This is a genomic window from Pseudomonas sp. MPB03, assembly GCF_046605385.1.
In the GTDB taxonomy this organism is placed as follows: Bacteria; Pseudomonadota; Gammaproteobacteria; order Pseudomonadales; family Pseudomonadaceae; genus Aquipseudomonas; species Aquipseudomonas zanjanensis.
Window position 1 is genome coordinate 1,371,184 of record NZ_CP176770.1, and the last position, 25,282, is coordinate 1,396,465.

At 62.0% G+C, this 25,282-nt stretch carries 26 protein-coding genes; 22 read left to right on the top strand and 4 right to left on the bottom strand.

Annotated elements, in window-relative coordinates; all coding sequences use genetic code 11:
• Window positions 1-205: 205 nt before the first annotated feature.
• Complete coding sequence (suhB, locus tag ACLH0I_RS05890; protein ID WP_003185165.1) at window positions 206-1,024, bottom strand: inositol-phosphate phosphatase; 819 nt, start codon at window positions 1,022-1,024, stop codon at window positions 206-208.
• Window positions 1,025-1,168: 144 nt separating this feature from the next.
• On the opposite strand from suhB, the gene trmJ reads away from it, so the two are divergent.
• From trmJ to ACLH0I_RS06000, 22 genes are all read left to right on the top strand, one after another.
• Window positions 1,169-1,939, top strand: coding sequence for a tRNA (cytosine(32)/uridine(32)-2'-O)-methyltransferase TrmJ (gene trmJ / locus ACLH0I_RS05895; RefSeq protein WP_003185164.1), 771 nt, complete (start codon window positions 1,169-1,171; stop codon window positions 1,937-1,939).
• Window position 1,940: 1 nt separating this feature from the next.
• The gene (gene cysE / locus ACLH0I_RS05900) at window positions 1,941-2,717 is read left to right on the top strand and encodes a serine O-acetyltransferase (RefSeq protein WP_186705396.1); all 777 of its coding nucleotides are present in this window, start codon (window positions 1,941-1,943) and stop codon (window positions 2,715-2,717) included.
• 251 nt (window positions 2,718-2,968) lie between these two features.
• Window positions 2,969-3,460, top strand: coding sequence for a Fe-S cluster assembly transcriptional regulator IscR (iscR, locus tag ACLH0I_RS05905; protein ID WP_041475746.1), 492 nt, complete (start codon window positions 2,969-2,971; stop codon window positions 3,458-3,460).
• A gap of 50 nt (window positions 3,461-3,510) precedes the next feature.
• Complete coding sequence (locus ACLH0I_RS05910; protein WP_186705397.1) at window positions 3,511-4,725, top strand: IscS subfamily cysteine desulfurase; 1,215 nt, start codon at window positions 3,511-3,513, stop codon at window positions 4,723-4,725.
• A gap of 43 nt (window positions 4,726-4,768) precedes the next feature.
• Window positions 4,769-5,155, top strand: a complete 387-nt coding sequence (gene iscU / locus ACLH0I_RS05915; RefSeq protein ID WP_003185157.1) for a Fe-S cluster assembly scaffold IscU — start codon at window positions 4,769-4,771, stop codon at window positions 5,153-5,155.
• 25 nt (window positions 5,156-5,180) lie between these two features.
• On the top strand, window positions 5,181-5,504 hold the full coding sequence (gene iscA / locus ACLH0I_RS05920) for an iron-sulfur cluster assembly protein IscA (protein WP_003185155.1): 324 nt from the start codon (window positions 5,181-5,183) through the stop codon (window positions 5,502-5,504).
• 8 nt (window positions 5,505-5,512) lie between these two features.
• Entirely contained in the window at window positions 5,513-6,034 is a 522-nt protein-coding gene (gene hscB, locus ACLH0I_RS05925; protein ID WP_250964535.1) for a co-chaperone HscB, read from the top strand.
• Window positions 6,035-6,084: 50 nt separating this feature from the next.
• Window positions 6,085-7,947: a Fe-S protein assembly chaperone HscA gene (gene hscA, locus ACLH0I_RS05930; RefSeq protein ID WP_411386549.1), complete on the top strand. Its 1,863-nt coding sequence runs from the start codon at window positions 6,085-6,087 to the stop codon at window positions 7,945-7,947.
• Between the two features lie 3 nt (window positions 7,948-7,950).
• Window positions 7,951-8,292, top strand: a complete 342-nt coding sequence (fdx, locus tag ACLH0I_RS05935) for an ISC system 2Fe-2S type ferredoxin (protein ID WP_207966503.1) — start codon at window positions 7,951-7,953, stop codon at window positions 8,290-8,292.
• Between the two features lie 13 nt (window positions 8,293-8,305).
• A complete protein-coding gene (gene iscX, locus ACLH0I_RS05940; protein ID WP_250964533.1) occupies window positions 8,306-8,506 on the top strand; it encodes a Fe-S cluster assembly protein IscX in 201 nt (66 codons plus the stop codon).
• 88 nt (window positions 8,507-8,594) lie between these two features.
• Window positions 8,595-9,020, top strand: a complete 426-nt coding sequence (gene ndk, locus ACLH0I_RS05945; RefSeq protein WP_003185145.1) for a nucleoside-diphosphate kinase — start codon at window positions 8,595-8,597, stop codon at window positions 9,018-9,020.
• A gap of 28 nt (window positions 9,021-9,048) precedes the next feature.
• Entirely contained in the window at window positions 9,049-10,197 is a 1,149-nt protein-coding gene (gene rlmN / locus ACLH0I_RS05950; RefSeq protein WP_186705401.1) for a 23S rRNA (adenine(2503)-C(2))-methyltransferase RlmN, read from the top strand.
• Window positions 10,198-10,209: 12 nt separating this feature from the next.
• On the top strand, window positions 10,210-10,968 hold the full coding sequence (gene pilW, locus ACLH0I_RS05955; RefSeq protein WP_053118628.1) for a type IV pilus biogenesis/stability protein PilW: 759 nt from the start codon (window positions 10,210-10,212) through the stop codon (window positions 10,966-10,968).
• The gene (locus tag ACLH0I_RS05960; protein WP_411386550.1) at window positions 10,968-12,014 is read left to right on the top strand and encodes a RodZ domain-containing protein; all 1,047 of its coding nucleotides are present in this window, start codon (window positions 10,968-10,970) and stop codon (window positions 12,012-12,014) included. Before pilW ends, ACLH0I_RS05960 begins: the two co-directional genes overlap by 1 nt.
• 3 nt (window positions 12,015-12,017) lie before the next feature.
• Complete coding sequence (gene ispG / locus ACLH0I_RS05965; protein WP_003185136.1) at window positions 12,018-13,127, top strand: flavodoxin-dependent (E)-4-hydroxy-3-methylbut-2-enyl-diphosphate synthase; 1,110 nt, start codon at window positions 12,018-12,020, stop codon at window positions 13,125-13,127.
• A 22-nt stretch (window positions 13,128-13,149) separates the two neighbouring features.
• Entirely contained in the window at window positions 13,150-14,439 is a 1,290-nt protein-coding gene (gene hisS / locus ACLH0I_RS05970) for a histidine--tRNA ligase (RefSeq protein WP_250964530.1), read from the top strand.
• A gap of 40 nt (window positions 14,440-14,479) precedes the next feature.
• The gene (locus ACLH0I_RS05975) at window positions 14,480-15,121 is read left to right on the top strand and encodes a YfgM family protein (RefSeq protein WP_186705404.1); all 642 of its coding nucleotides are present in this window, start codon (window positions 14,480-14,482) and stop codon (window positions 15,119-15,121) included.
• The gene (gene bamB / locus ACLH0I_RS05980) at window positions 15,114-16,265 is read left to right on the top strand and encodes an outer membrane protein assembly factor BamB (protein ID WP_053118636.1); all 1,152 of its coding nucleotides are present in this window, start codon (window positions 15,114-15,116) and stop codon (window positions 16,263-16,265) included. Before ACLH0I_RS05975 ends, bamB begins: the two co-directional genes overlap by 8 nt.
• Before the next feature lie 199 nt (window positions 16,266-16,464).
• Window positions 16,465-17,937, top strand: a complete 1,473-nt coding sequence (gene der / locus ACLH0I_RS05985; protein ID WP_003185121.1) for a ribosome biogenesis GTPase Der — start codon at window positions 16,465-16,467, stop codon at window positions 17,935-17,937.
• A gap of 268 nt (window positions 17,938-18,205) precedes the next feature.
• On the top strand, window positions 18,206-19,354 hold the full coding sequence (locus tag ACLH0I_RS05990; RefSeq protein ID WP_186705405.1) for a pyridoxal phosphate-dependent aminotransferase: 1,149 nt from the start codon (window positions 18,206-18,208) through the stop codon (window positions 19,352-19,354).
• Window positions 19,342-20,136, top strand: a complete 795-nt coding sequence (locus tag ACLH0I_RS05995; protein ID WP_411386551.1) for an amidohydrolase — start codon at window positions 19,342-19,344, stop codon at window positions 20,134-20,136. The genes ACLH0I_RS05990 and ACLH0I_RS05995 overlap by 13 nt, the downstream gene beginning before the upstream one ends.
• Before the next feature lie 63 nt (window positions 20,137-20,199).
• Window positions 20,200-20,619 carry a hypothetical protein gene (locus ACLH0I_RS06000; protein ID WP_411386552.1) on the top strand — a complete coding sequence of 140 codons (420 nt, stop codon included), beginning with the start codon at window positions 20,200-20,202 and terminating at the stop codon, window positions 20,617-20,619.
• Between the two features lie 191 nt (window positions 20,620-20,810).
• On the opposite strand, the gene leuA is transcribed toward ACLH0I_RS06000, so the two are convergent.
• The 3 genes from leuA to xseA all read right to left on the bottom strand — a co-directional run bounded on the left by leuA (window position 20,811) and on the right by xseA (window position 25,161).
• The gene (gene leuA, locus ACLH0I_RS06005; protein WP_411386553.1) at window positions 20,811-22,490 is read right to left on the bottom strand and encodes a 2-isopropylmalate synthase; all 1,680 of its coding nucleotides are present in this window, start codon (window positions 22,488-22,490) and stop codon (window positions 20,811-20,813) included.
• Window positions 22,491-22,956: 466 nt separating this feature from the next.
• Window positions 22,957-23,778 (bottom strand): peptidoglycan DD-metalloendopeptidase family protein, encoded by an 822-nt coding sequence (locus tag ACLH0I_RS06010; RefSeq protein ID WP_186705409.1) that lies wholly within the window; start codon window positions 23,776-23,778, stop codon window positions 22,957-22,959.
• A gap of 3 nt (window positions 23,779-23,781) precedes the next feature.
• On the bottom strand, window positions 23,782-25,161 hold the full coding sequence (gene xseA / locus ACLH0I_RS06015) for an exodeoxyribonuclease VII large subunit (protein WP_030139579.1): 1,380 nt from the start codon (window positions 25,159-25,161) through the stop codon (window positions 23,782-23,784).
• Between the last annotated feature and the right edge of the window lie 121 nt (window positions 25,162-25,282).

Below are 25,282 nucleotides of genomic sequence, written 5' to 3' on the forward strand. Positions count from 1 at the left end.
CAGCCTGCATCCATGTCCAAGGTGTAATCCATTGTGGCGAGGGAGCTTGCTCCCGCTGGGCTGCGCAGCAGACTCAAGATCTTGCGGTCGCTGCGCAACCGAGCGGGAGCAAGCTCCCTCGCCACAATGTCCGCCTCTGGGCTGGGTGGTGTGAAACAGGCATAAAAAAAGCACCCCGAAAGGTGCTTTTTTCTAGCCGGGCGACTTAACGCTTCAACGAAGCCGGCAAGTGCGGCTGGATAGCCGTCAGCACAGCCTTGAAGCATTTGGTGTTGCCGGCAACGATGTGGCCTTTCTCAAGGAAATCATGGCCGCCGGTGAAGTCGCTCACCAAGCCGCCGGCTTCCTGGATCAACAGGGCGCCCGCAGCCATGTCCCACTCGGACAGGCCCGACTCCCAGAACGCATCGAAACGGCCAGCCGCCACATAAGCCAGGTCCAGGCTCGCGGCACCGGCGCGGCGGATGCCGGCGGTCTGGCCGACCAGGGCGCGGAACATGCCCAGGTAGTTGTCCAGATTATCCATCTGGTCATCACGGAACGGGAAGCCGGTACCCAGCAGGGCGCCGTCCAGGCTGGTGCGGCCGCTGACGCGCAGGCGACGACCGTTCAGTTGGGCGCCACGGCCACGGCTGGCGGTGAATTCTTCCTGGCGAACCGGGTCCAGCACGACGGCGTGTTCCAGGCGGCCACGGTATTTGCAGGCGATGCTGACCGCAAAGTGAGGGATGCCGCGCAGGAAGTTGGTGGTGCCGTCCAGCGGATCGATGATCCACAGGTACTCTTCGCCTTCGATGCCAGTACCGGCATGCATGCCGGTCTCTTCACCGAGGATGGAGTGGTTTGGGTAAGCCTTGCGCAGGGCGTCGACGATTTTCTGCTCGGCGGCGCGATCGACCTCGGACACGTAGTCCTTGGCGTCTTTTTCATCGACCTTGATGGTATCCAGGCGCTCGATGGAGCGGAAGATCAGTTCACTGGCGCTGCGGGCGGCGCGCAGCGCGATATTCAGCATGGGCTGCATGGATGTGTCACCTAAGGTTGTTAAAGAAAGCCGCGCATTCTATCAGAAAGTTTTCTCAGGAGAAGGTTGGTGTTCGCTTTCATAGCTTAACGGTAGGTGCTTATGTAAGATTTGCTCCCTTTATCGTGTTCGAGAGCGCCTCCCTTGTTGCAGAACATTCGTGTCGTCCTGGTCAATACCAGCCATCCGGGTAACATCGGCGGAGCTGCGCGGGCCATGAAGAACATGGGCCTGTCGCGCCTGGTGCTGGTCGAGCCGCGCTTGTTTCCCCATCACGAAGCCGATGCCCGGGCCTCCGGCGCCGGTGACATCCTCGCCAACGCCCAGGTCGTCGCCACCCTGGAAGATGCCCTGGTCGGTTGCAACCTGGTGCTCGGCACCAGCGCCCGCGACCGCCGCATCCCCTGGCCGCTGCTCGACCCCCGCGAATGCGGCACCAAAGTGGTCGAGGAGGCCGCGCAAGGCTTCGAGATCGCCCTGGTGTTCGGCCGTGAAGACTCCGGCCTGACCAACGACGAGCTGCAGCGATGTCACTTTCACGTGCATATCCCTTCCGACCCCGAGTTCAGTTCCTTGAACCTGGGGGCGGCGGTGCAGGTGTTGAGCTATGAAGTGCGCATGGCTTGGCTGGCGGCCGAAGGCAAGCCCAGCAAAGTCGAAAAAACCGAGGTGACGTCGCCGCGCAGTGAGACACTGGCGACCATGGACGAGTTGGAGCGATTCTTTGAACACCTGGAGCAGACCCTGGTGGACATCGAATTCCTCGACCCGGAAAAGCCGCGGCACTTGATGGCGCGCCTGCGTCGGTTGTACGGACGAAGCTCGGTGAGCCGGGCGGAGATGAATATATTGCGCGGCATCCTCACGGAAACCCAGAAAGCGGCCCGTGGCGAGCTGATTAAGCGGAAGAAATAAAATGTTCGAACGTTTGCGTGAAGATATCCAAAGTGTTTTCCATCGTGACCCGGCGGCGCGCAATGCCTTTGAAGTGCTGACCTGCTACCCGGGCATGCACGCCATCTGGATCCATCGCCTGTCCGGGGCTTTGTGGGGCATGGGCTGGAAGTGGTTGGCGCGGCTGGTCTCGAACTTCGGCCGCTGGCTGACCGGGATCGAGATCCACCCGGGTGCCAAGGTCGGCCGCCGCTTCTTCATCGACCATGGCATGGGCATCGTCATCGGTGAAACCGCCGAGATCGGCGACGACGTGACGCTCTACCAGGGCGTGACCCTCGGCGGCACGAGTTGGAACAAAGGCAAGCGCCACCCAACGCTGGAAGACGGCGTGGTGGTCGGTGCCGGCGCCAAGGTGCTCGGGCCGTTCACGGTCGGGGCGGGGGCGAAAGTCGGTTCCAACGCCGTGGTGACCAAGGCCGTGCCGCCGGGCGCGACCGTGGTGGGCATTCCGGGGCGGATCATCGTCAAGTCCGACGACGAGCAGGACGCCCGCCGCAAGGCCATGGCCGAGAAGATCGGCTTCGACGCCTACGGTGTCGGCGAAGACATGCCCGACCCGGTCGCCCGCGCCATCAACCAGTTGCTCGATCACCTGCAAGCCGTCGATGGGCGCCTGGAGGGGATGTGCGGCGCCCTGAAGGACCTGGGCAGTAATTACTGTGCCAAGGACCTGCCTGAACTGCGCGAGGAAGACTTTGCGTGTGTGAAGGACAAGGATGAGACCCAGGCCAGCTGAAACCCTGCCGGCCTCATCGCGAGCAAGCTCGCTCCCACATTGGATCCCTGCCGCCCCGCAGATCCCTTGTGGGAGCGGGCTTGCTCGCGAAGAACGATAACGCGGTATAGCTGGTCGTTAGCCGCCTACCTTTGCTATCATTCGCGCGCTCTTTCGCGGGTAAACCTGAGTAAAGCACTAGGTCTTATACTTGACTTAAATACTCGGGAATTGCATACTCGCCCCCATTCCGAACTCCGTGGTAATTGTCCATGCGACTGACTACAAAAGGCCGATACGCCGTGACCGCAATGCTGGATCTGGCATTGCATGCGCAGCACGGGCCGGTGTCCCTGGCCGATATCTCCGAGCGCCAGGGCATTTCCCTGTCCTACCTTGAACAGCTGTTCGCCAAGCTGCGCCGTAGCAACCTGGTCTCCAGCGTTCGCGGCCCCGGCGGCGGCTACCAGCTGTCGCGCGACATGCAGGGCATCCAGGTCGCCCAGGTGATCGATGCAGTGAACGAATCGGTCGATGCGACCAAATGCCAGGGCCTTGGCGACTGCCATGGCGGCGATACTTGCCTGACCCACCACTTGTGGTGCGACCTCAGCCTGCAGATCCACGAATTTCTAAGCGGTATCAGCTTGGCTGACCTTGTAACTCGCCGTGAGGTGCAAGAAGTAGCCCAGCGTCAGGACCAGCGCCGTTGCAATAGCAAGTCGCTGCACCTGGACAAGATTGAAGCGTCCGCCGTCGAATGACCGCCGCAGAGCACGCGGAACGCCAGCCAGCCTGATTTAGGAGAGAGTCCATGAAATTGCCGATTTACCTTGATTACTCAGCGACCACCCCGGTTGATCCGCGTGTTGCGCAAAAAATGAGTGAATGCCTGCTGGTCGACGGAAACTTCGGCAACCCGGCGTCCCGTTCCCACGTGTTCGGCTGGAAGGCTGAAGAGTCGGTGGAAAACGCCCGTCGCCAGGTCGCCGACCTGGTCAACGCCGACCCGCGTGAAATCGTCTGGACCTCCGGTGCCACCGAATCCGACAACCTGGCAATCAAGGGTGTCGCGCATTTCTACCACACCAAGGGCAAGCACCTGATCACCTCCAAGATCGAGCACAAGGCTGTCCTGGACACCATGCGCCAACTGGAGCGTGAAGGCTTCGAAGTCACCTACATCGAGCCTGGTGAAGACGGCATCATCACCCCGGCCATGATCGAAGCCGCCCTGCGCGACGACACCATCCTGGTCTCGATCATGCACGTGAACAACGAAATCGGCACTGTCAACGACATCGCCGCCATCGGCGAACTGACCCGTTCCAAGGGCGTCCTGTTCCACGTCGACGGCGCACAGTCCACCGGCAAGGTCGACATCGACCTGTCCAAGCTGAAAGTCGACCTGATGTCGTTCTCGGCCCACAAGACTTATGGCCCTAAAGGCATCGGCGCCCTGTACGTCAGCCGCAAGCCGCGTGTTCGCCTCGAAGCGACCATGCACGGCGGCGGTCACGAGCGTGGCATGCGTTCCGGCACCCTGGCGACCCACCAGATCGTCGGCATGGGCGAAGCCTTCCGTGTGGCCAAGGAAGACATGGCCGCCGAGAACGTACGCATCAAGGCCCTGAGCGACCGTTTCTTCAAGCAGGTCGAGCACCTCGAAGAACTCTACGTCAACGGCAGCCTGACCGCCCGCGTACCGCACAACCTGAACCTGAGCTTCAACTACGTTGAAGGCGAGTCGCTGATCATGGCGCTCAAGGATCTGGCCGTGTCGTCCGGTTCGGCGTGCACCTCGGCGTCGCTGGAGCCTTCGTACGTACTGCGCGCCCTGGGCCGCAACGACGAACTGGCCCACAGCTCGATCCGCTTCACCTTCGGCCGTTTCACCACCGAAGAAGAAATCGATTACGCCGCGCAGAAAGTCTGCGAGGCCGTTACCAAGCTGCGCGCTCTGTCGCCGCTGTGGGACATGTACAAAGACGGCGTCGACATCTCGAAAATCGAATGGGCGGCGCACTGAGAAGTCGCCACCAGAGCGGCTCCACTGATGAGGATTGAAGCAAATGGCATATAGCGAAAAGGTCATCGACCACTACGAGAACCCGCGCAACGTCGGCAAGATGGACGCGCAGGATCCTGATGTCGGCACCGGCATGGTCGGCGCTCCGGCTTGCGGCGACGTGATGCGCCTGCAGATCAAGGTCAACGAGCAAGGCATCATCGAAGATGCCAAGTTCAAGACCTATGGCTGCGGTTCCGCCATCGCGTCCAGCTCCCTGGCCACCGAGTGGATGAAGGGCAAGACCCTTGATGAAGCCGAAACCATCAAGAACACCCAGCTGGCCGAAGAACTGGCCCTGCCGCCAGTGAAGATCCACTGCTCGGTACTCGCCGAAGACGCCATCAAGGCCGCCGTTCGCGATTACAAGCAGAAGAAAGGCTTGATCTGATCCGCGTTACGGTAAGGAGTTTTCCATGGCTATCCAGATGACAGAAGCGGCAGCTAACCATATCCAGCGCTCCCTTGCGGGGCGCGGCAAGGGCGAGGGTATCCGCCTGGGTGTTCGCACCACGGGCTGTTCTGGCCTCGCCTATGTACTGGAATTCGTCGACGAAGTGGGCGAAGACGATCAGGTGTTCGAGAGTCATGGTCAGAAAGTGATCATCGACCCGAAAAGCCTGACGTACCTGGACGGCACCGAGCTGGATTTCGTCAAGGAAGGGTTGAACGAAGGCTTCAAGTTCAACAACCCCAACGTGCGCGGTGAATGTGGCTGCGGCGAAAGCTTCAACATCTGAGGCGGCTTGTGGGTACTCCTTGTCATTTTGCGTTGTTCCAGATGCAGCCGGCGTTCCAGCTGGATCTCGAGCAGTTGTCCGCGCGTTACCTTGAGCTGGCCCGTGGCGTCCATCCCGACCGCTTTGCCGATGCTTCCGAGGCGGAGCAGCGGCGGGCGCTCGAGCAGTCGGCGAACCTCAACGAGGCTTACCAGACGCTCAAGCACCCGGCCAAGCGCGCGCGTTACCTGCTCGCCATCAGCGGCCATGAGTTGCCGCTGGAGGTCACGGTCCATGATCCCGAGTTTCTGTTGCAGCAGATGCAATGGCGCGAAGAGCTCGAGGACCTGCAGGACAGCGCCGACCTGGCCGGTGTCGCGGTATTCAAGCGCCGCTTGAAAGACGCCCAGCAAACACTGAACGACAGCTTCGCAGCCTGCTGGAACGATGCCGCGCAGCGCGAACAGGCCGAGCGCCTGATGCGGCGCATGCAGTTCCTCGACAAGCTCACCTACGAAGTGCGCCAGTTAGAAGAGCGCCTCGACGATTAACCCAGTGCCGCTCCGGTCGCACGCCTGATTACAGATAAGTCCTGATTACGATGGCCCTACTGCAGATCGCCGAACCCGGCCAAAGTCCACAACCGCACCAGCGTCGCCTGGCTGTCGGGATCGACTTGGGTACCACCAATTCCCTGGTCGCTGCCTTGCGCAGCGGTCTTTCCGAACCGCTGGCCGACGAGCAGGGACGGGTGATCCTGCCGTCCGCCGTGCGTTATCACGCCGACCGCGTCGAAGTGGGCGAGTCGGCCAAGCTGGCCGCCGCCACTGACCCCTTGAACACCATTGTCTCGGTCAAGCGCTTGATGGGTCGTGGCCTGTCCGACGTCAAGCAATTGGGCGACCAGCTGCCGTACCGCTTCGTCGGTGGCGAGTCCCATATGCCGTTCATCGAAACCGTGCAGGGCCCGAAAAGCCCGGTCGAGGTTTCCGCCGACATCCTCAAGGTCCTGCGCCAGCGCGCCGAAGCGGCGTTGGGTGGTGAGTTGGTGGGTGCGGTCATCACCGTCCCTGCCTATTTCGACGACGCCCAGCGCCAAGCCACCAAGGACGCGGCCAAGCTGGCCGGCCTGAACGTGCTGCGCCTGCTCAACGAGCCGACCGCTGCGGCGGTCGCGTATGGCCTGGACCAGCATGCCGAAGGCCTGGTCGCCATCTACGACCTGGGCGGCGGTACGTTCGATATTTCGATCCTGCGCCTGACCGGCGGTGTCTTCGAAGTCCTGGCCACCGGTGGCGACAGTGCCTTGGGCGGCGATGACTTCGACCATGCCATCGCTGGCTGGATCATCGAGCAGGCGGGCTTGTCCGCCGACCTCGACCCGGGTGCGCAACGCCACCTGCTGCAAACCGCCTGCGCCGCCAAGGAAGCCTTGACCGACGCCGCCACCGTTGAAGTGGCTTATGGCGAGTGGAAAGCCGCGCTGACCCGCGAAGCCTTCGATGCCCTGATCGAACCCATGGTCGCCCGTAGCCTCAAGGCCTGCCGCCGGGCCGTGCGTGATTCCGGCGTGGAGCTGGAAGACGTCAAGGCCGTGGTCATGGTCGGTGGTTCGACCCGCGTGCCTCGGGTTCGCGAAGCCGTTGCCGAGGCCTTTGGCCGCCAGCCGCTGACCGAAATCGACCCGGACCAGGTGGTGGCCATCGGCGCCGCGATCCAGGCCGATACCCTGGCCGGCAACAAGCGTGACGGCGGCGAATTGCTGTTGCTCGACGTGATTCCGTTGTCCCTGGGGCTGGAAACCATGGGCGGGCTGATGGAGAAGGTGATTCCACGCAACACCACCATCCCGGTTGCCCGCGCCCAGGACTTCACCACCTATAAAGACGGCCAGTCGGCCATGATGATTCACGTGCTGCAAGGCGAACGTGAACTGATCAGCGACTGCCGCTCCCTGGCCCGCTTCGAATTGCGCGGCATCCCGGCCATGGTTGCCGGTGCGGCGAAAATCCGCGTGACCTTCCAGGTCGACGCCGACGGCTTGCTCAATGTTTCTGCCCGCGAACTGGGTTCGGGCGTGGAGGCGAGCATCCAGGTCAAGCCGTCCTATGGCCTGACCGACGGCGAAATCGCCAAGATGCTCAAGGATTCCTTCCAGCACGCCAGCGACGACAAGGTCGCCCGTGTACTGCGCGAGCAACAGGTCGACGCCCAGCGCCTGATCGAAGCCGTGCAAGGTGCCCTTGAAACCGACGGCGACCGGTTGCTCGACGCTGAAGAGCGCATGGTCATCGAGCTGCAGATGCAGGAATTGTCCGAATTGATGAAAGGCACCGATGGTTATGCCATCGAGCAGCAGACCAAGCGTCTGTCGCAGGTCACCGATGCCTTTGCTGCCCGCCGCCTGGACTCGACGGTGAAAGCCGCCCTGGCGGGGCGCAACCTGAATGAAATCGAGGAATAACTGATGCCGCAGGTGATTTTTCTGCCCCACGAGAAGTTCTGTCCGGAGGGCATGGTCGTGGAGGCTGAGCCCGGGACTTCCATTCTCGAGCTGGCCCATGAGCACCATATCGAGATAGAGAGTGCCTGTGGCGGCGTCTGTGCTTGCACGACGTGCCATTGCATCATTCGTGAGGGCTTCGATTCGCTGGAAGAGGCAGACGAGTTGGAAGAAGACTTCCTCGATCGGGCCTGGGGGCTGGAGGCGCAATCGCGCCTGAGCTGCCAAGCCATCGTCGGCACCGAAGACCTGACCGTCGAAATCCCGAAATATTCGCTTAACCATGCGGCCGAAGCGCCGCACTGATGGTGACACTGTCATGAGCTATGGTTGGAATGATGTACAACGCATCGCAGAAGAGTTGGCCGAAGCCAAGCCGGACGTGAATCCGTTGACCGTTAATTTTGTCGATCTGCAGCACTGGATCATGGAGCTTCCCGATTTCGACAGTACCTCTGGCCGTTGCGGCGAGAAGGTCTTGGAAGCGGTCCAGGCGCTCTGGATCGAAGAAATCGACTGATCGACCTGGCAGGTTAGGCAATACCCCTGAACCCGCGTATAATTCGCGGGTTTAATTTTTCGCAAATTACCGTTTCTGGAGTTACACCATGGCTGTTCAACGTACTTTCTCCATCATCAAGCCTGACGCCGTTGCTAAAAACGTGATCGGCAAGATCGTTACCCGCTTCGAAGACGCTGGCCTGCGCGTTGTAGCTTCGAAAATGAAGCAACTGTCCAAGGCCGAAGCCGAAGGCTTCTACGCTGAGCACAGCGAGCGCGGTTTCTTCGGTGAGCTGGTTGCCTTCATGACTTCCGGTCCGGTTGTCGTTCAGGTGCTGGAAGGCGAAAACGCTATCGCTCGCAACCGTGAGCTGATGGGCGCTACCAACCCTAAAGAAGCTGCTGCCGGCACCATCCGTGCTGACTTCGCTGAATCCATCGACGCCAACGCCGTCCACGGTTCGGACTCCGAAGCCGCCGCTGCTCGCGAAATCGCTTACTTTTTCGCTGCTACTGAAGTAACCGCTCGCTAAGCATTGGCTTAAGAGTGAAGGTGAATCCATGACTACATCGACTGTTAAAACCAATCTGCTGGGGCTGACCCAGCCGGAAATGGAGAAATTCTTCGACTCGATCGGGGAGAAGCGTTTCCGTGCCGGTCAGGTGATGAAATGGATTCACCACTTTGGCGTCGACGACTTCGACGCCATGACGAATGTCGGCAAGGCCCTGCGCGAAAAGCTCAAGGCCGTTGCCGAGATTCGCGGCCCCGAAGTGGTCAGCGAGGACATCTCCAGCGACGGCACCCGTAAGTGGGTGGTGCGCGTGGCGTCCGGCAGCTGCGTCGAGACCGTCTACATTCCCCAGGGCAAACGCGGCACCTTGTGCGTTTCGTCCCAGGCAGGCTGTGCCCTGGATTGCAGTTTCTGCTCCACCGGCAAGCAAGGCTTCAATAGCAACCTCACCGCCGCCGAAGTGATCGGCCAGGTGTGGATTGCCAACAAATCCTTTGGCAGCGTCCCGGCGACCGTCGACCGTGCCATCACCAACGTGGTGATGATGGGCATGGGTGAGCCGCTGCTGAACTTCGACAACGTCGTTTCCGCCATGCACCTGATGATGGATGACCTGGGCTACGGCATTTCCAAGCGCCGCGTGACCCTGTCCACCTCCGGCGTGGTGCCGATGATCGATGAGCTGGCCAAGCACATCGACGTCTCCCTGGCGTTGTCGCTGCACGCACCCAATGACGCATTGCGTAACCAATTGGTGCCGATCAACAAGAAATATCCGCTTAAGATGCTGCTCGAGTCGTGCCAGCGCTACATGTCGTCCCTGGGCGAAAAGCGCGTGCTGACCATCGAGTACACGCTGCTCAAGGATGTGAACGACAAGGTCGAACACGCGGTCGAGATGATCGAGCTGCTCAAGAACATCCCGTGCAAGATCAACCTGATCCCGTTCAACCCGTTCCCGCATTCCGGGTACGAGCGTCCGAGCAACAACGCGATTCGTCGCTTCCAGGATCAGCTTCACCACGCTGGCTTCAACGTCACCGTGCGCACCACCCGCGGCGAAGACATCGACGCCGCTTGTGGCCAATTGGTAGGACAGGTGCTGGATCGCACCCGTCGCAGCGAACGCTACATTGCCGTGCGTGAGTTGAACGCCGCGGACGATGCGGTGCAAAACGCTGCGAATAGTCACTAAGAGAGGATCTCTATGTCCCTGCGCTTCGCGCTCGTTTTGCTGTTGGCCGGCCTTTGTTCCGGTTGCGTCCTGTCGGGTGACTACAACCCGATGAAGACCAGCAAAGGGCGCGACGAGGCACGTGTGGCCTATGTGCAACTGGGCATCGGCTACCTGCAGCAGGGCATGACCGAACGGGCCAAGGTACCTCTCAAGAAAGCCCTGGAGCTGGACGATTCCGACCCGGATGCCAACGCGGCCCTGGCCCTGGTGTTCCAGGCCGAGATGGAGCCGGAACTGGCCGACCAACATTTTCGCAAGGCGCTGTCTGGCCGGCCGCAAGACGCACGGATCCTGAACAACTACGGCAGCTTTCTTTTCGAGCAGAAACGCTACAAGGAAGCCTACGAGCGCTTCGAGCAGGCTGCCGCCGATACCCTTTACCCTGAGCGTTCGCGGGTGTTCGAAAACCTCGGCATGACCGCCGCGCAGCTCGGCCAGCGTGACCTGGCCCGCCAGCAGTTGGAAAAGGCGCTACGGCTCAATCGCCAGCAACCGCGGGCGCTGCTGGAAATGGCTGAGTTGTCCTACGAAGACAGGCATTATGTGCCCGCGCGTGACTACTACGAGCGTTTTAGCCTGCTGAGTGAGCAAAATGCACGTAGTCTATTGCTCGGCGTTCGGCTGGCACATGTGTTTGAAGATCGCGACAAAGCTGCAAGCTACGGCTTGCAACTCAAAAGACTCTATCCCGGTACGCCGGAATATCAGCAATACCTGTCGGAGCAATGATGAAAGCGGCGCATCCCGAAGTTGTAGCAGCGACTCGCGTAAATCCCGGTGAGACCCTGCGTCAAGCCCGCGAAAGCAATGGTTGGTCGCTGGCCGAAGTGGCCCTCAAGCTCAATCTCACCGTGGCTTCCCTGGGCAATCTGGAAGCGGGCGCGTTCGACAAGCTGCCTGGGCACACCTTCGCCCGCGGCTATATCCGCGCCTATGCCAAGCTGCTCGGCATGGACCAGACCGTACTGGTCCAGCAATTCGATCAATACACCGGTTCCGATGCACAGGGCAGCAACGTGCACAGCCTGGGGCGCATCGAGGAGCCGGTTCGCGTTTCCCACACCATTTTGCGAATCGTCAGCCTGTTGCTGCTGATTGCGGTGATTGGTGGCGGTTTTGTCTGGTGGCAGGACCAGGCTTCCTTGCGCAACAAGGAGCCGGTCGCCATGAACCCCGAGCACGTCGAAGTTGAGGGCGCTGACGGCACCACCCAGATCCATCCATTGGACGAGCCGGAAGACCAGGCGGTTGTCGAAGGCCAGGCCGAAGGCGAAACCGCCCTGGCGTTGCCTCAAGGCCAGGATAACGGCGAAGCCGATGCTACCGCTGGCGCCGAGCCGACCGTGCCATCCGCTCCGGCAGCAGCTCCTGCGCCGGCCGCACCGACCGCGCCGGCCCACGCTGGCAGCGTGCCGGCTGTTCCCGCCGCACCGGCGGCTCCAGCGCCGGTTCCCGCCACGCCAGCGCCAACCGTTGCGGCTCCGAGCGTACCGGCTGCTCCTGCAACCCCAGCGGCCCCGGCGCCTGCACCCGGTGACGGCCAGGTACAAATCCAGTTCACTGCCGACTGCTGGACGCAAATCACCGACGGCAACGGCAAGGTGCTGTTCAGTGGCCTGAAGCGCAAGGGCGACAGCACGGCCGTCAACGGCAGGCCGCCGTTTGCCGTACGCCTGGGTTATGCCCGTGGCGCGCAGGTCAGCTACAACGGCCAGCCAGTCGACATCGCTCCGTTCACCAGTGGCGAGACCGCTCGCCTGAAGTTGGGTCAATAAGTCATGCACGGCGAATCTCCAATCAAGCGTCGCGAATCCCGGAAAATCTGGGTCGGTAACGTGCCCGTGGGCGGCGATGCGCCAATCGCTGTGCAGAGCATGACCAACAGCGACACCAATGACGTGGCCGCCACGGTCGCCCAGATCAACCGCCTGGAAGCCGCCGGTGTCGACATCGTGCGGGTATCGGTGCCGGACATGGACGCCGCCGAGGCGTTCGGCAAGATCAAGCAACTGGTCAAGGTCCCCCTGGTCGCCGACATCCACTTCGACTACCGCATTGCCTTGCGCGTGGCCGAGTTGGGCGTCGATTGCCTGCGCATCAACCCGGGCAACATCGGTCGCGAAGACCGTGTGCGTGCCGTGGTGGATGCCGCGCGCGACCGGGGCATCCCGATCCGCATCGGCGTGAACGCCGGTTCCCTGGAAAAAGACCTGCAAAAGAAATACGGCGAACCAACCCCGGCGGCGCTGGTGGAATCGGCGCTGCGTCATGTGGAGCACCTCGAACGCCTGAACTTCCAGGACTTCAAGGTCAGCGTGAAGGCGTCCGACGTGTTCATGGCCGTCGAAGCCTACCGTCTGCTGGCCAAGGAAATCGTCCAGCCGCTGCACCTGGGCATCACCGAAGCCGGTGGGTTGCGCTCGGGCACGGTGAAATCCGCCGTCGGCCTCGGTATGCTGCTCGCCGAAGGGATTGGCGATACCATCCGCATCTCGTTGGCGGCTGACCCGGTCGAGGAAGTGAAAGTCGGCTACGACATTCTCAAGTCCCTGCACCTGCGTTCCCGTGGCATCAACTTTATCGCCTGCCCGAGTTGCTCGCGGCAGAACTTCGATGTGGTCAAGACCATGAACGAACTGGAAGGGCGCCTTGAGGACCTGCTGGTGCCGCTGGATGTCGCGGTGATTGGTTGCGTGGTCAACGGGCCGGGTGAAGCCAAGGAGGCCCATATCGGCCTGACGGGCGGTACGCCGAACCTGATTTACATCGACGGCAAGCCGTCGCAGAAACTGACGAATGACAATCTGGTGGATGAGCTGGAACGGCTGATTCGCCAGAAAGCGGCCGAAAAGGTCGAAGCCGACGCAGCGGTCATCGCGCGCGGTTAAGTCGAAAGATTAAGGAATACACGTGAGCAAGTCTCTGCAAGCCATTCGTGGCATGAACGACATCCTGCCCGAGCAGACGCCCCTGTGGCGCTATTTCGAGGGCACCGTGGCGCGCCTGCTGGATAACTACGGTTACCGGCAGATCCGCATGCCGATCGTCGAGTTCACCGAGCTGTTCAAGCGCTCCATCGGTGAAGTGACCGATATCGTCGAAAAAGAGATGTACACCTTCGACGACCGCAACGGCGATTCCCTGACCTTGCGCCCCGAAGGCACGGCGGCCTGCGTGCGGGCGGTGCTCGAACACGGCATCACCGGCGGCGGCCAGGTGCAGAAACTCTGGTACATCGGCCCGATGTTCCGTCACGAGCGCCCGCAGAAAGGCCGTTATCGCCAGTTCCACCAGATCGGCCTCGAAGTGTTCAACCTCGACGGCCCGGACATCGACGCCGAGCTGATCGTCATGACCTGGCGCCTGTGGGGCGAGCTGGGGCTGCGTGACGCGGTCAAGCTCGAGCTCAACAGCCTGGGCACCAGCGAGTCCCGTGGCCGCTACCGTGAAGCGTTGGTGGAGTTCCTGTCCGCCCACCTCGACAAGCTGGACGAAGACAGCCAGCGCCGCCTCAAGACCAATCCACTGCGCGTGCTCGACACCAAGAACGCCGAGACCCAAGCGATCCTGGTGGACGCGCCGAAAATGGCCGACTACCTCGACGACGAGTCCCGTGCGCACTTCGAGGGGCTGAAGGCACGCCTCGACGCCGTGGGCATTCCCTACGTGATCAACCCCAAGTTGGTCCGTGGCCTGGATTACTACAGCAAGACCGTCTTCGAGTGGGTCACCGACAAGCTCGGCGCCCAAGGCACCGTCTGTGCCGGTGGCCGCTACGACGGGCTGGTGGAGCAGATGGGCGGCAAGCCGACCCCGGGCGTGGGCTTTGCCATGGGCATCGAGCGCCTGGTGCTGATGCTTGAGGCGCTGGATAAAGTGCCTGAAGAGCTGTCCCGTCAGGTCGACGTCTACCTGTGCGCCTTTGGCGAGGCCGCCGAACTGGCCGCCCTGGCCCTGAGCGAGCGGATCCGTGACCAGTTGCCCAACCTGCGCCTGCAGATCAACGCCGGCGCCGGCAGCTTCAAGAGCCAATTCAAGAAGGCCGACAAGAGCGGTGCGCTGTACGCACTGATCCTCGGTGACGACGAACTGGCCCAACAAGTGGTAGGTTTCAAACCCCTGCGTGGCCAGGGCGAACAACAAAGCATTGCCTGGGATGCGCTTGCTGCACACCTGGCCACCTGCGTCGTGCAGGGTTGAAGCTGTCAAACAGCCGATTTAGCGATTGAGGAGTATTGGGGTGTCGAGTACCGAAGATGAACAGCTGGCGGATTTGAAGGACTGGTGGACGCGCAACGGCAAGCCGCTGGTCACTGGCGGCCTGTTGGCGCTGGTCATCGTGTTCGGCTGGCAGGCCTACCAGAAATACCAGAGCAACCAGTCGCAAGGCGCCTCGGTGCTCTACCAGCAATTGCTGGAAACCACCCTGACCCCGGACGGCAAGCCTGACGCGGCCCGCGTGGCGGACCTGGCCGGCAAGCTGGACAAGGAATTCGGCGGCACTGCCTACGCCCAATACGGTCGCCTGTTCGTGGCCAAGGTGGCGGTGGACAGCGGCAAGCTGGACGACGCGGCCACCGAGCTGAAAGCCATCGTCGACAAGCCGGTCAACCCGACCCTGGGCGAAGTGGCGCGTCAGCGCCTGGCCCAGGTGCTGGCGGCGCAGAACAAGGCCGAAGACGCCTTGAAGCTGCTCGACGGCGATGCCGACAAGGCGTTCCTGGCGACTCGCGAAGAACTCAAGGGCGACCTGCTGGTACAGCTGGGCCGTGCCGATGAGGCCCATGCGGCCTACCAAAAAGCCAAGGCTGCGCTGTCGGATGAAGCCGCGGTCGGTGGCCTGCAAATCAAGCTGGACGACCTGGCCAAAGGGGATGCGTGACGTGATTCGTTGGAAACATGCAGCATTGCTGGCCCTGGCCATTCTGGCCGCGGGTTGCAGCAGCAACAGCAAGAAAGAACTGCCACCGGCCGAACTGACCGACTTCAAAGAAGAAGTCGTGCTGCAGAAGCAATGGAGCCGCTCCATCGGCGATGGCCAGGGTGAAACCTACAACATGCTGGTGCCGGCCATCGACGGCGACACTATCTATGCAGGCGACGTCACCGGCGTGGTGATGGCGATGGACCGCACCAACGGTGACGTCAAATGGGAAAAGGACCTTGAACTGCCTGTTTCCGGCGCCGTTGGCGTGGGTTACGGCCTGGTCATGATCGGCACGCTCAAGGGTGAGATCGTCGCCCTGGACGCGAGCAGCGGTGAAGAGAAATGGCGCGCCCGCGTGACCAGCGAAGTGCTCGCACCGCCCGCCACCAACGGTGACGTGGTGGTGGTGCAGACCCAGGATGACCGTCTGATCGGCCTGGATGCCGCCACCGGCAACCAGCGCTGGTTGTACGACAGCACCCCGGCGGTACTGACCCTGCGTGGCACCAGTGCGCCGATCGTTACCAACCGCCTGGCGGTGGCTGGCTTGTCGACTGGTAAAGTGGTTGCCCTGGATATTTCCAACGGCGTGCCGGTGTGGGAACAGCGCGTAGCGATCCCGCAAGGTCGTTCGGAACTGGAGCGTGTGGTCGACATCGACGGCGGCTTGCTGCTGTCCGGCGGTACGCTGTACGTCGCCAGCTACCAGGGTCGCGTCGCGGCACTGGACCTGGAAAGCGGTCGTCCGCTGTGGCAGCGCGATGCGTCCAGCTACGCCGGTGTCGCCCAGGGCTTTGGCAGCGTCTACGTGAGCCTGTCCTCGGGTACCGTCGAAGGCGTTGACGAGCGTTCCACCACCGCATTGTGGAGCAACGACTCCCTGGCCCGTCGTCAACTGTCGGCCCCGGAAGTGTTCTCCAGCTACGTCGCAGTGGGTGACCTGGAAGGTTACCTGCACCTGCTCAGCCAGGTGGACGGTCGTTTCGTCGGCCGTGAGCGCATCGACAGCGACGGCCTGCGTGCCCGTCCGCTGGTGGTGGGCAACATGATCTATGTGTATGGCAACAGCGGCAAACTGGAAGCCCTGACCATCAAGTAAGACTATGCTTGGGTTAATTCCCAAGCGGCTTCATTCATGTGGGAGCGGGCTTGCTCGCGAAAGCGGTGGATCAGTTGACATCCATCTCATTGGGCCACCGCATTCGCGAGCAAGCCCGCTCCTACAGGTTGGCCCCGAGCACCAGCCGCTGCCTCGCAGCGGCTTTTGTATTTTCTGAAATAACGAAGTGGAGAGCCGCATGGTTCCCGTAATCGCCCTGGTGGGCCGACCGAACGTCGGCAAGTCCACCTTGTTCAACCGCCTGACCAGGACTCGCGACGCCATTGTCGGCGACTTGTCCGGTCTGACCCGTGATCGCCAATACGGTGAGGCCAAGTGGCAAGGGCGTACCTATATTCTGGTCGACACCGGCGGCATCTCCGGTGATGAACACGGCATGGACGAAAAAATGGCCGAGCAGTCGCTGCTCGCCATCGAAGAAGCCGATGTGGTGCTGTTCCTGGTAGACGCCAAGGCCGGCTTTACCGCCGCCGACCAGATGATCGCCGAGCATTTGCGCAAGCGTAACAAGCGTTCCTACGTGGTCGCCAACAAGGTCGACAACATCGACCCGGACATGGCTCGCGCCGAGTTCGCACCGTTGGGCATGGGCCAGGCGATCCCGATCGCCGGCGCCCACGGTCGCGGCATCACCCAGATGCTGGAAATTGCCCTGGAGAGTTTCCCCAAGGACGACGCCGAAGAGCCGGAAGACGGCGAAGAAGAGATCGTTGCCGAAGGCGAGGAAGCCAAGCGCATTCCGGGCCCGAGCGAAAAAGACGGGATCAAGATCGCCATCATCGGCCGCCCGAACGTGGGCAAGTCGACCCTGGTCAACCGCATGCTCGGCGAAGACCGGGTCATCGTCTACGACCAGCCCGGCACCACCCGTGACAGCATCTACATTCCCTTCGAGCGTAATGAAGAGAAGTACACGCTGATCGACACCGCCGGTGTGCGCAAGCGCGGCAAGATCCACGAAGAAGTTGAAAAGTTCTCCGTGGTCAAGACGCTGCAGGCGATCAAAGACGCCAACGTGGTGATCTTCGTGATGGACGCCCGCGAGGGTGTGGTCGACCACGACTTGAACCTGCTGGGCTTTGCCCTGGAAGCCGGTCGTGCATTGGTCATCGCGATCAACAAGTGGGACGGCATGACGCCGAGCGAGCGCGACTTTGTGAAAGTCGAACTCCAGCGTCGGCTGTTCTTCGTCGACTTCGCCGACATCCACTTCATCTCGGCCTTGCACGGCACGGGCGTGGGCAACCTCTACGCTTCGGTGCAGAACTCGTTCAAGTCGGCGGTCACCCGCTGGCCGACGAACCGCCTGACCCAGATCCTCGAAGATGCGGTCGGCGAGCACGCGCCACCGATGGTCAACAACCGTCGGATCAAGCTGCGCTACGCCCACTTGGGCGGTGCCAACCCGCCGATTATCGTGATCCACGGTAACCAGATCGAGAAGGTGCCCAAGTCGTACGTTCGCTACCTGGAGAACACCTACCGTCGCGTCCTGAAGCTGGTCGGCACGCCGATCCGCATCGAGTTCAAGGGCGGCGAGAACCCGTACGAAGGCAACAAGAACACGCTCACCGACCGCCAGGTCAACAAGAAGCGCCGCTTGATGTCGCACCACAAGAAGGCCGACAAGAAGCGCCGCGACAAGCGCTGACTCAGGACCGCTTTTGTGGCGAGGGAGCTTGCTCCCGCTGGGCTGCGCAGCAGCCCCAAAGATGTACCTGCCACCGCAGTGCATCAGATGAAACACAGGGGCTGCTTCGCAGCCCAGCGGGAGCAAGCTCCCTCGCCACAGAGTTTTCCTGCGATTCGGTGACAAGAAAAGGGTGCCCTTGGCGGCACCCTTTTTCATGCCCGGCGATTGGGCTATCCTCGAGCTCTCCCGCGCCGTGCCAGAGCCGGGAGCAGAGCAGGGACCCTCCATGATCACCAGCAAGTTGCCGAACGTCGGCATCACGATTTTCACACAGATGTCCCAGCTCGCCGCGCAGACGGGCGCGTTGAACCTGTCCCAGGGGTTTCCCGATTTCGATGGTCCGCAGGCCTTGCGCGACGCGGTCGGTCGGCACATCGCCCAAGGCCACAACCAATATTCACCCATGACCGGCCTGCCGGCGCTGCGCCAGCAGATCGCAGCGAAGATCGCCCGCAGCTACGGCGCCAGTGTCGATGCCGACCTGGAAGTCACCGTGACCCCTGGCGCGACCCAGGCGATTTTCTGTGCCATCGCAGCGGTGGTCCACAGCGGTGACGAAGTGATCGTCTTCGATCCCAGCTACGACAGTTACGAGCCCTCCGTGCAATTGGCCGGTGGGCGTTGCGTGCATGTGCCATTGGGCCTGGATGACTTCGCCATCGACTTCGAGAAACTCGGCGAAGCCTTGAGCCCGCGCACGCGCATGATCATCCTCAATTCGCCGCACAACCCTAGCGGCGCCCTGATCAGCCGCGCCGAACTGGATCAATTGGCGGCGCTGATTCGCGACCGCGACATCTATCTGGTCAGCGACGAGGTTTATGAGCACTTGGTGTTCGACGGCGTCGCCCATGCCAGTGTCCTGGCCCATGAAGAGCTGTACCGCCGCGCCTTCGTCGTCAGTTCGTTCGGCAAGACCTACCACGTCACCGGCTGGAAAACCGGCTACGTGGTGGCGCCAGCGGCGCTGACCGCAGAGCTGCGCAAGGTGCACCAGTACGTCAGCTTCTGCGGCGTGACGCCGTTGCAGTACGCCCTGGCTGACTTCATGGCCGAGCATCCGGAACACGTCGACGAACTGCCGGACTTCTACCAGGCCAAGCGTGACCTGTTTTGCGATTTGCTGGCCCCGTCGCGGTTCAGTTTCAAGCGCGTGACCGGCACGTATTTTCAACTGGTGGATTACTCCCAGATTCGCCCGGACCTGAATGACGTCGACATGGCGCTGTGGATGACCCGCGAACACGGCGTGGCGACCATTCCGATCTCGGTTTTCTACCAAGACCCACCGCAAGGCCAGCGCCTGGTGCGCCTGTGCTTTGCCAAACGCGAGGAGACGCTGCGCGAAGCGGCGGAAAAACTATGCGTGATTTGAGCGCGTTGCCGGACCTCGACATTGCCCTGGTCCAGACCACCTTGGCCTGGCATGACCGCGAGGCCAACCTGGAACATTTCGAAGCGCTGCTCGAACAGGCGCGCGGGGCTGACCTGATCATCCTCCCGGAAATGTTCACCACCGGTTTCTCCATGGAGTCCGAGACCCTGGCGGAGCCTGAACACGGGCCCACCAGCCGTTGGCTCAAGGAGCAGGCGGCGAAACTGGACGCGGTGATCACCGGTAGCGTGATCATCCAGGCCGGCGACGGCAGCCATCGCAATCGCTTGCTGTGGGCGCGGCCGGACGGTGAAGTGCTGCATTACGACAAGCGCCATCTGTTCCGCATGGCCGGCGAGCATAACCACTACACACCGGGTGACCAGCAGGTGCTGTTCGAACTCCAGGGCTGGCGGATCCGGCCGTTGATCTGCTACGACCTGCGCTTCCCGGCGTGGAGCCGTGATGCCGAGGACACCGACCTGCTGTTGTACACCGCCAACTGGCCCGGGGCGCGGCGACAGCACTGGAATCGGCTGTTGCCGGCCCGGGCGATCGAAAACCTGTGCTACGTGGCGGCGGTCAACCGTGTGGGCACCGATGGCAAGGGCTTCGCCTACACCGGGGACAGCCAGGTACTGGATTTCCAGGGGGAGAGCTTGCTCAGCGCTGGCGAAGCCGATGGCGTGTTCAGGGTGTGTTTGAAGGCGGCGGATCTGGCCGCGTATCGCACGCGGTTTCCGGCGAACCTGGATGCCGATCGCTTCGAATTCATTTATTGAAACGATTCAGCCTCAAGGAACGCTGTCGGGTGCCGATAACGGGTCAGCCAAGGAGGAGTCCCTATGACCAGTATCAGCGCAACCACCGTTAACCCTTATCCATTGTCGGCCCCAAAGGTCTCCATCCGCGGGGCTGAAGAAGAGAAAGCAGTCAGCCCAGTGGCATCGACTGACAGCAGCGAAGACAAGGACAAGAAACTGGCAGTCGACACCAGCGGCGCGAATATCGCTGGTGCGGGTGGCAGCAGCGGCAGCGGCGATGTCATCGAGCAACTGAAGAAGCAGATCGAACAGACCCAGAAGTTGCTGGCCGAACAGCAAGCCCAGCTAGCCCGGGTGCAAAAAAGCCGGGCCGATGAAGAGCAGAAAGCCCAGGAAACCATGGCGATCCAGACCCAGATCATGGCGACCCAGGCGACTTTGCAAACCTTGCAGGCCGCGCTGTTGCAGGCGATGACTATTTCGATCGATACCCATGCCTGACATTTTGGTTGTCTGACAGGCCGCCATCGCGAGCAAGCTCGCTCCCACAAGGGAATTGAGGCGGACACAGATACCGATGTGGGAGCGAGCTTGCTCGCGATGAGGCCCTGACAGGCCGCACAAAACCATCAGCCAAACAAAAAAGGCCCTGAGGTTCACACCCCAGGGCCTTTTTGCATTTCAGCCTTGGATCAAGCCGCCTTGGCCTCTGGCTGGCTCAGCGAACGGTTCAGCGCACTGAACAGCGCCTTGAAGCTCGCGGTGGTGATGTTCTCATCGATGCCCACACCATGCACCGCGCGCTCGCCGTTGACTCGCAGTTCGATGTACGCCGCCGCCTTGGCGTTGGTGCCGGCGCCGATGGCGTGTTCGTTGTAGTCCATGATCTCCACCGGAATCGGCAGGCCAGCCACCAGTGCTTCCAGGGCGCCGTTGCCTCGGCCGCGCCAGTGCAGGTTGGTCTCGCCCTGGCCCTTGCTCGCCACTTCCACTTCCACGGCGCTGTTGCCGTTTTCTTCCTGCAGGCGATGGCTGACCAGGGCGTACGGGGTGTTGGCTTGCAGGTATTCACGCTGCAGCAGGGCGTGGATCTGCTGGGCGGTCATTTCCAGGCCCAGGCGATCGGTTTCGCGCTGCACCACCTGGCTGAACTCGATCTGCATGCGACGGGGCAGGCTGATGCCGTATTCCTGCTCCAGCAGGTAGGCGATGCCGCCCTTGCCCGACTGGCTGTTCACACGAATCACTGCCTCGTAGCTGCGGCCGATATCGGCCGGGTCGATTGGCAGGTACGGCACTTCCCACAGGGTGTCCGATTTCTGCTGGGCAAAACCTTTGCGGATCGCATCCTGGTGCGAGCCCGAGAACGCGGTGTGAACCAGGTCGCCGACGTACGGATGACGCGGGTGCACCGGGATCTGGTTGCATTCCTCGACCACTTTGCGCACGCCGTCGATGTCGGAGAAGTCCAGCCCGGGGTTGATGCCCTGGGTGTAGAGGTTCAGCGCCACGGTTACCAGGTCGACGTTGCCGGTGCGTTCGCCGTTGCCGAACAGGCAGCCTTCGACACGGTCGGCGCCGGCCATCAGGCCCAGCTCGGTAGCGGCCACGCCGGTGCCACGGTCGTTGTGGGTGTGCAGGCTGATGAGCACGCTGTCACGACGGGTGATGTTGCGGTGGAACCACTCGATCTGGTCGGCGTAGATGTTCGGGGTGGCGACTTCCACGGTGGCCGGCAGGTTGAGGATCACCTTGCGCTCCGGAGTCGGGTTCCACACTTCGATCACGGCGTCGCAGACTTCCTTGGCGAATTCCAGCTCGGTGGCGCTGAAAGTCTCTGGCGAATACTCGAACTGCCACTGGGTTTCCGGCTGCTGGGCGGCGTATTTGACGAACAGCTTGGCTGCGTTCACCGCGATTTCCTTCACGCCTTCCTTGTCCTGGTTGAACACGATGCGGCGGAACGACGGGCAGGTGGCGTTGTACAGGTGGACGATGGCTTTTTTCGCGCCACGCAGGGATTCGAACGTGCGGGCGATCAGGTCTTCACGGGCCTGGGTCAGCACCTGGATGGTGGTGTCGTCCGGGATGTGGCCTTCCTTGATGAGGGTGCGCACGAAATCGAAGTCGGTCTGCGACGCGGCCGGGAACGACGCTTCGATTTCCTTCACGCCCACCGCGACCAGGGTTTTCCAGAAGCGCAGCTTCTTGACCGCGTCCATCGGCTCGATCAGCGACTGGTTGCCGTCGCGCAGGTCGGAGCTGCACCAGATCGGCGCGGCGGTGATGGTCTTCGACGGCCAGGTGCGATCCGGCAGGTTGATGGTCGGGAAGGCGCGGTATTTCGAAGACGGGTCTTTGAGCATGCTCATGGGCGGAATCCTTATTGTCGTGGCCGGAAAAAGGCGGCCTGCCGGTGGTTCGAATGGGGGTGGCTCTACAGCCGGGACGAGGTGCCGCGATTCAGCCCGGCAGTCGTGCGCTGACGAGGCACAGGCTGCGGTGCTGGCGAAGCTGGATGAGGGTGTGAGAGGTTTTCATGTCCTCAACCCTAACCGCGTGGACGGGGGGTTGCAAGCAGTCGGAAAAAATTGGGAGAAGTTCTGTTTTGGAACTGATTTGCGGGATTTAATCGCGCATGTTCTGGATTAGGTTCCTGGAAATTGCGTCGATGTTTTTAGCTTGGCAATCCGCAGGAGACGGTGATGCGACTGCCGTCATCGCGAGCAAGCTCGCTCCCACAGGGGATCTGTGTTGATTGCAAATGTTATGTTCACTGGAATCCCCATGTGGGAGCGAGCTTGCTCGCGATGAGGCCAGTAGCCTCACCACAAACACTCAGGGCTGGAACGCCCCGATAAAAATCGCCGGATCCACCCGCGCATCATTCAAGCTGATGTTCCAGTGCATGTGCGGCCCGGTCGCCCGGCCGGTGGCGCCGACCTTGCCCACCACAGTGCCCCGGGCCAGTTGCTGGCCAACCTTCACATCGATCTTCGACATGTGGCAGAACATGCTGATGAAGCCCTGGCCATGGTCGACGAATACGGTGTTGCCATTGAAGAAGTAATTGCCGGTGAGGATCACCTTGCCGGCGGCCGGGGTCTTGATCGGCGTGCCGGCGGGCACGGCGAAGTCCAGGCCGGCGTGGGGGTTGCGTTCTTCGCCGTTGAAGAAACGGCGCACGCCGAACTTGCTCGACAGCGGACCGTTGACCGGTTTGTCCAGCAACAGGTTGCTGGGGATGTTCGGGCTGAAGCTGCGGTAAGCCTTCAGTTGCACCGCCAGCTCGGCGTCGATGCGCTTGAGATCCGCCGGGTTCGGATTGACCTGGCGCTTGTTCTTCAGGGTGATGTGCTGCTCGGGGTACTTCTTGTAGCCGACCACGAACGGTTGGGTCGTGCCGGCGCTGCTGATCTGCTGGGTGCCGGGCTGGACCGTCAGCGGTATGCCGACAATCGCCAGCCAGTTCTGTTGTTCCTTGACCACCAGCACCGGTTTGCCCTGGTAAGTGGCTTTTGGTGCCTGGGCCGCGCTGCCTAGGTCCACCACGGCCACACCGCCGGGCACCGGCTTGTTCAGCAAGCGGGTGATGTAACTGTCAGCGTGGGCGTTGACGGTCAGGCACAGCAGGAACAAGGGGGCGAGATATCGCGGCATGAATCAATCCAGTAAAGAAAGGGTGACCGGCGTCAGGTGATTGTCTTCGACCCGCACCAGCAGTTCGCCTTCGCCGAGCTTGGCGGTCAGGCGTTGGCCGGTCTGGGTTTGCCCGGCGCTGCGGATCGCATGGCCGCGTTCGTCGAGCAGGATGCTGTAGCCGCGACCGAGGGTCGCCAGGGGGCTGACGATGTGCAGCGTCTGCATCTGGTTGTGCAATTGCACGCGTCGCGTCTTGAGCCCTTCGCGCATGGCCCGGGGCAGGCGTTCGGCGAGGCTGTCCAGGCGCTGGCGCAACATCGCCAGTTGGCGCCCCGGATGCTGCCCGGCCAGGCGGGTTTCCAGGCGGATCAGCCGTTCGCGGCGAGTATTGAGGCTGCGTTCGAAGGCCCGGCGCATGCGCATGTCCAGGTCGTCGAGGCGCTGGGCCTGCTGGCGCAGGCGTTCACCGGGATGGCGCAAGCGCCGGGTAAGACCCTCGAGGCGCAGTTGATCGCGCATCAGCCGGTCGCGCATGCGCATCACCAGCCGGCGATGCAGGCTTTCGACCCGGCGCACCAGGTCGCCGGCATCCGGCGCCAGCAGTTCGGCGGCGGCGGACGGGGTCGGGGCGCGGACGTCAGCGACGAAGTCACTGATGGAGACATCGGTTTCATGGCCCACGGCGCTGACGATCGGCGTGACGCAGGCGTCCACCGCCCGGGCCACGGCTTCTTCGTTGAAGCACCACAAGTCTTCCAGCGAACCGCCGCCCCGGGCCAGGATCAGCGCATCGAAACCGCGGGCATCGGCCAGTTTCAGGGCGCGGACGATTTGCGCGGTAGCTTCGCGGCCTTGCACGGCGGTGGGAATCAAGGTCAGGGATATCTGCGGCGCGCGGCGGCGGAACACGCTGATGATGTCGCGGATCACCGCGCCGGTAGGCGAGCTGATGATGCCGATGCGTTGCGGATGGGCTGGCAGCGGCACCTTGCGCTCGGCACTGAACAGGCCTTCGGCGCTGAGCTTTTCCTTCAGGGCATCGAAGGCCAGACGCAGGGCGCCATCGCCGGCCGGCTCCACGGTGTCGAGGATCAATTGATAGTCGCCACGGCCCTCGAACAGCGAAACCTTGCCGCGCACTTTCACCGCCAAGCCGTCTTTCAGAGCCTGGCGCACCCGTGCGGCGTTCTGTCGGAACAGCGCGCAACGCACCTGGGCGCCGCTGTCCTTGAGGGTGAAGTACACGTGGCCGGAGGCGGGGCGGGCAAGGTTGGAGATCTCGCCCTCGACCCAGATGTTGCTGAACACGTCTTCGAGCAACACCCGCGCGCGGCCGTTGAGCTGGCTGACAGTCAGGACTTCGCGGTCCAGGCCCAGTCGGGCAAAGGGATCTTTAATCATGGGCGGCATGATAAGGGGATTCTCCAATAGTGTGCAGACAAATGGACCGGGTTGTCTGCATCGCGAGCAAGCTCGCTCCCACAGGGGATCCATGTCGCACCGAAGATCAAGTGTGGGAGCG